The organism is Frankia sp. AgKG'84/4, assembly GCF_023242965.2.
Taxonomy (GTDB): Bacteria; Actinomycetota; Actinomycetes; order Frankiales; family Frankiaceae; genus Frankia.
Genome location: NZ_JALKFU020000374.1, coordinates 1 through 5208, shown reverse-complemented (window position 1 = coordinate 5208; position 5208 = coordinate 1). Strand labels below are relative to the sequence as shown.

At 73.7% G+C, this 5208-nt stretch carries 6 protein-coding genes and 2 pseudogenes; 6 read left to right on the top strand and 2 right to left on the bottom strand.

The window, feature by feature from the left end; translation table 11 throughout:
- From MXD58_RS19355 to MXD58_RS19330, 6 genes and pseudogenes are all read left to right on the top strand, one after another.
- Positions 1 to 193: pseudogene (locus MXD58_RS19355) on the top strand (TIGR03619 family F420-dependent LLM class oxidoreductase); the annotation flags it as partial.
- Positions 172 to 321: pseudogene (locus MXD58_RS30770) on the top strand (hypothetical protein); the annotation flags it as partial. The pseudogenes MXD58_RS19355 and MXD58_RS30770, both read left to right, overlap by 22 nt.
- On the top strand, positions 248 to 769 hold the full coding sequence (locus tag MXD58_RS30765; protein WP_308301998.1) for a nuclear transport factor 2 family protein: 522 nt from the start codon (positions 248 to 250) through the stop codon (positions 767 to 769). The pseudogene MXD58_RS30770 and the gene MXD58_RS30765, both read left to right, overlap by 74 nt.
- A gap of 12 nt (positions 770 to 781) precedes the next feature.
- Positions 782 to 1753: an SDR family NAD(P)-dependent oxidoreductase gene (locus tag MXD58_RS19340; RefSeq protein ID WP_248836936.1), complete on the top strand. Its 972-nt coding sequence runs from the start codon at positions 782 to 784 to the stop codon at positions 1751 to 1753.
- Between the two features lie 252 nt (positions 1754 to 2005).
- Positions 2006 to 2728: a class I SAM-dependent methyltransferase gene (locus tag MXD58_RS19335; protein ID WP_248836937.1), complete on the top strand. Its 723-nt coding sequence runs from the start codon at positions 2006 to 2008 to the stop codon at positions 2726 to 2728.
- The gene (locus MXD58_RS19330; RefSeq protein ID WP_248836938.1) at positions 2725 to 3804 is read left to right on the top strand and encodes an iron-containing redox enzyme family protein; all 1080 of its coding nucleotides are present in this window, start codon (positions 2725 to 2727) and stop codon (positions 3802 to 3804) included. Before MXD58_RS19335 ends, MXD58_RS19330 begins: the two co-directional genes overlap by 4 nt.
- A gap of 31 nt (positions 3805 to 3835) precedes the next feature.
- Here MXD58_RS19330 and MXD58_RS19325 read toward each other — a convergent pair whose 3' ends face one another.
- On the bottom strand, positions 3836 to 4807 hold the full coding sequence (locus tag MXD58_RS19325) for an aldo/keto reductase (RefSeq protein ID WP_248836939.1): 972 nt from the start codon (positions 4805 to 4807) through the stop codon (positions 3836 to 3838).
- A gap of 155 nt (positions 4808 to 4962) precedes the next feature.
- A partial coding sequence (locus MXD58_RS19320; RefSeq protein WP_250609682.1) for a hypothetical protein occupies positions 4963 to 5208 on the bottom strand: 246 nt, incomplete at its 5' end.

Genomic DNA, 5208 nt, shown 5'->3' with positions numbered 1-5208 from the left:
CCACACGCTCGCGCCGCGGCGCGCGGCCAGCGGCGGGCTCGACCTGGACCGCACCCTCGCCGGCGTCGGCGAGCTGGTCGAGGTCGGCGTCACCGAGGTGTCCGTGCCGGTCGCGGCGTTCGTGTCCGATCCGGACGCGGCGCCGGGCTGGGTCGCCGACCTGGGCGGCCGGTGGGAGAAGCTGTGGACGTGATCGTCCCCGGCGAGCGGCCGGGCCCGGTCGCCGGCCGTTCCCAGGGTGACCCCGGTGACCGGCTGGCGCTGCGCGACCTGGTCGAGTGCTACGCCGGCGCAATCGACGCCCGTGACGTCGACCTGTTCGTCTCGCTGTTCACCGCCGACGCCGTCATCGAGGTCCACCGGGCTGACCGGCCCGGCAGCGGTGTTCGCCGGCGCCGAGGCGCTCGCGACGCTCCCCGGCGCCGCGACGCTGGCGGACCTGGTGCGGGCCCTCGACGCCCGCTACCCGCAGACGTTCCACCTGGTCGGCAACCACCGCGCGCGGGTCATCGGCGACACCGCGACGACCGAGACCTACTGCCTGGCCCACCACCTGCACGCGGCCGCCGACGGCACACCGACCGACCTGCGGATGCTCGTGCACTACGCCGACGCCACCCGGCGCGGACCGGACGGCGTCTGGCGCTTTCACCGCCGCGTCATCACAGCGAAGTGGCAGTCCCCGCACCCGGTCGACGCCAGCGTGCTCGATGCCGCCGGCCGCCCACCCGAACAGTCTGACCAGCAGATTCACGTCCAGGAGAGGTGATCATGGGCACGGTTGGACGGGCGAACGGCGATCGTCAGCGGCGCCGGGCAGGGAATCGGCCGGGGCATCGCCCTCGCGCTGGCCGCCGAGGGCGCCTCGGTGACCATCGCGGAGCTCAACGCCGACAACGCCCGCTCGGTCGCCGCCCACCCGCCCAACCCGCGTGACAATCATGAAGGATTCACTGTGCCCAGGGGTCGACTCGATGGGCTGCGCGCCCTGGTCATCGGCGGCGGCAGCGGCCTCGGGCTCGCCGCCGCGACGATGCTCGCCCGCGACGGCGCCGTCGTCACCATCGCCGGGCGCACCGAGACGAAACTGGCCGACGCCGCGGCCAGGCTCGCCGATGACGGACTCGTGATCGGCACGGCCCGCTGCGACACCCTCGTCGCGGACGACGTCGCCCGCGCGGTCGAGACCGCAGCCGGCGGCGCCGACGGCCAACTCGACATCGCGGTCACCGTTCCCGGCGGCGGGTCCTTCGCACCCGTCCTCGACTACGCTCCGGACCAGTTCAGCAGCGAGGTCGACCTGAACGTCCGCCCCGCCTACCTGCTGATCAAGTACGCCGGGGCGGCGATGACCGGCGGCGGGTCGATCGTCGCGACGTCGTCGACCGCTGCCGCGTTCCCCACCCGCAACCTCGCCAGCTACGGCGCGGGCAAGGCCGCGGTCGACGCGCTGGTCCGCATCGCCGCCGACGAACTCGGCGTCCGCAACATCCGGGTCAACTCGGTCCGTCCCGGACTCACCCGCACAGACAGCACCGTCGGCCTGTTCGCCAACCCCGCCGCGTGCGCCGCCTTCCTCGCCAACCAGCCGCTGGGACGGCACGGCGAGGCCGACGACACCGCCGCGGCGATCCGCTTCCTCGCCGGGCCCGAGGCCAGCTGGGTCACCGGCCAGCATCTCGCCGTCGACGGCGGCCACACCCTGCGCAGCTTCCCCGACCTGCTGGCGCTGCACCCCTCCGGCACGACCTGACGCGCTGCCGCCCGCCGCCCCGCCCTGCCCTGACCCGCCCTGACCCGCCCTGACCTGACGGTGGCAGCGCGGGCGTTGGCGGGCGCTGACGGCATGGTGACGGCCTGGTGACGGCGGGCGGTGACGGCGGGCGGTTTAGCCCTCGCGGCGGGGGTACCTGCCCATCGTCCGAAGCCGGCCCCGGGATCGGGGCCGGCGTCCGCGATGCCTGCCCCGCCAGCGCGGACGGCCCCAAGCCGCTGCGAGGGAGACATGACCTTCTACGACCCGGTTGAGTCGGCTTTCTACTCGTGGTGCGTCGAACGGCTGATCACCACCGCGGACCTGCGCCCGTACACCGCGCGGGGGGTCGTCGAACTGGGCGCGGGCAGCGGTCGGCCCGTGATCGAGGCGGTGCGGCGCGCCGAGTCGACGATCCCGATCCGCGGCTTCGAACACGACCCGCGGGCCTACCGGACGGCGCGGCGCATGGTGGACCTCAAGGGTCCCGCCACCTACACGGTCGAACTCGGAGACTTCTTCGCGAACGCCGAGACCGCACCGGAATGCTGCGTCATCGCCAATCCGCCGTACCTGCCCGCGCGCGGGCCCGGCCCCGATCTGTACGGCGGCCGGGACGGCGCGGAGGTGACCTGCCGGCTGCTCGGTGGCCGCTTCGAGCTGGTCATGCTCATGGTCTCCTCGATCGCCGACCCCCTCGGCGTGCTCGCGCAGGCCGCCGCCCGCGGCTACCGCCTCCTCGACTGGTCCGTGCGGCCGATCCGGTTCGGCCGCCACTGCCGCGAACCGGAGGTGTGGCGCCGCCTCGAGGTACTCGCCGGCGCCGGGGAGGCGTTCTACGGGCCGGACGAGTACCTGCTCGCCGGCATCACCTGGCTGCGCGACGACGGTGCCAGCGGGGATGCCCTGCCCGGAGCGGACCCGGCGGTGCTCGCGCGGGTCCTGTGCGCCGGCGACGCTGTGGTCGCGGCATGACGACCCCCGAGCCCGCCGTCGGGCCCGGGGCCGCAGTCACATACGGCTGCGTGCTCAGCCCCGCCGAGCTGGCACCACGAGCGCTGCCACAGCCGCGCGGCACGCTCAGCGCCTTCCTCGCGGACATGCTCGGCGGCCCGGTCCGCACGCTGGAGCATCCGCCCGGCCCGGATGACGACGCCCTGTTCGGCGAGGACGGCGCCCTCGCCCTCTACTGCCTGTACGAGCTGCACTATCGCGGGTTCGCGGGCGTCGCGGACGGCTGGGAATGGGAGCCATCCTTACTGCGGCTGCGCCGCGACCTCGAGGACGACCTCGACGCCCGGCTGCGCCGCGAGATCGCCGCCGCGGACCTCGCGATGACGGCGCCGCCCAGGCGGGAACCCGCGGCCTGGATCGGCGACGCGCTGCGCGAGCTCGTCGACGCCCCGGGCGGCCCGTCGGTGTCGCGCCACCTCGCCGAACGCGGCTCGCTGGAGGAGTTCCGCGAGTTCGCGATCCACCGGTCGCTGCTGCAGCTCAAGGAGGCCGATCCGCATTCCTGGGCGATCCCGCGGCTGCGCGGCGCGGCAAAGGCCGCCCTCGTCGAGATCCAGGCCGACGAGTACGGCGACGGCGTCCAGCGCGACATGCACCAGACGCTGTTCGGCCTGACCATGCGGACCCTCGGCCTGGACCCCTCCTACGGCGCGTACCTCGACCGGGTGCCGGCCGCGACGCTCGCTACCGTCAGCCTCCCCAGCTACCTGGGGCTGCACCGGGCGCACCGCGGCGCGCTCGTCGGCCACCTGGCCGTGTTCGAGATGACCTCGGTGGCACCGATGAGCGCCTACAGCGCGGCGCTGCGCCGTCATGGCCTGCCGCCGGCGGCGCGCCTGTTCTTCGACACCCACGTCGTCGCCGACGCCCACCACCAGGGTGTCGCCGCCGACAGCCTCGCCGCCGGGCTGGTCCGCGACGAGCCAGCCCTCACCGACGACCTGCTCTTCGGCGCCCGCGCGGCGATGGCGCTGGAGGACCACGCCGCCCGGCCCATCCTCGCGGCCTGGGAAGCCGGCGACTCCTCGCTGCGCTGACCGAGCCGGGCCCGCCCGACCGGCGACGAGGCTATTTGAAGCCGGCGACCGGGTGTGGGGTGTAGGGCTTCTCGAGCTGGGCGACGTCGTCGTCGGTCAGCTCGAGATCCAGCGCGGCGATCGCGTCATCGAGGTGACCGAGCTTCGTCGCGCCGATGATGGGCGCGGCGACACCAGGATGACGCAGCACCCAGGCGAGAGCGATCTGGGCCGGCGGGACGGATCGGTCGGCGGCGATGCGTGCGACCTCGTCGACGATCTGTCGGTCGGACTCCTGGTAGAGCATGCGGCCGAACTGGTCGGTCTCGCCGCGGGCGGTCGTCGCGTCCCAGGGGCGGGTGAGGCGTCCGCGGGCCAGCGGGCTCCACGGGATCACCCCGATGCCCTGGTCCGCGCACAGCGGGAGCATCTCCCGCTCCTCCTCGCGGTAGATCAGGTTCAGGTGGTTCTGCATGGTCGCGAACCGGGTCCAGCCGTGCGCGTCGGCGAGGTACAGCGCCTTGGCGAACTGCCAGGCGTGCATGGACGACGCGCCGAGGTAGCGGGCCTTGCCGGCCTTCACCACGTCGTGCAGCGCCTCGAGGGTCTCCTCGATCGGGGTGTCCGGGTCGAACCGGTGGATCTGGTAGAGATCGACGTAGTCGGTGCCGAGGCGGCGCAGGCTCGCGTCGATCTCCGCGAAGATCGCCTTGCGGGACAGGCCGGCGCCGTTCGGGCCGGGACGCATCCGCCCGTGCACCTTCGTCGCCAGCACGATCTCGTCGCGGTCGGCGTACTTCGCCAGCGCCCGGCCGGTGATCTCCTCGCTGCTGCCGTCGGAGTACACGTTCGCCGTGTCGAAGAAGTTGATGCCGGCCTCGATCGCCCGGCGAAAGAACGGCTGCGACGCGTCCTCGTCGAGGGACCACTCGTGCGCGCCACGGCGGGGGTCGCCATAACTCATACAGCCGAGACAGATGCGAGAGACGTCCAGGCCGGTCGAGCCGAGCTTCACGTACTGCACCGTGCAACCTCCTCTGGCCCACGTAGGACATGACCACCGTATGGCACCCGGGCCCACCGGGACGACCCGCACGGGGCCCCGCGCCGGGCCATCTGTCGCGCCGTCCAAAGGGGCGGTGTCCGGTGGCCGACGCCGCGACCGACCGCTCACAGCGATCACACAGGAGCGGCACAGCCGGCTCGCAACCGCCCGGCCGACCGTGTGCTCATGACACCGCCGCAGGCCAGCTCGACGACACCGGCCAGCTCGACGACACCGGCCAGCTCGACGACACCGGCCAGCTCGACGACACCGGCCAGCTCGACGACACCGGCACGTTCGAATGCCACGGGGAGCTCGACCAGCACCACGCGCGGCCCGGCCCCGGCACGCCCCCACCGGCGCGGCACACCGGGCCGAGC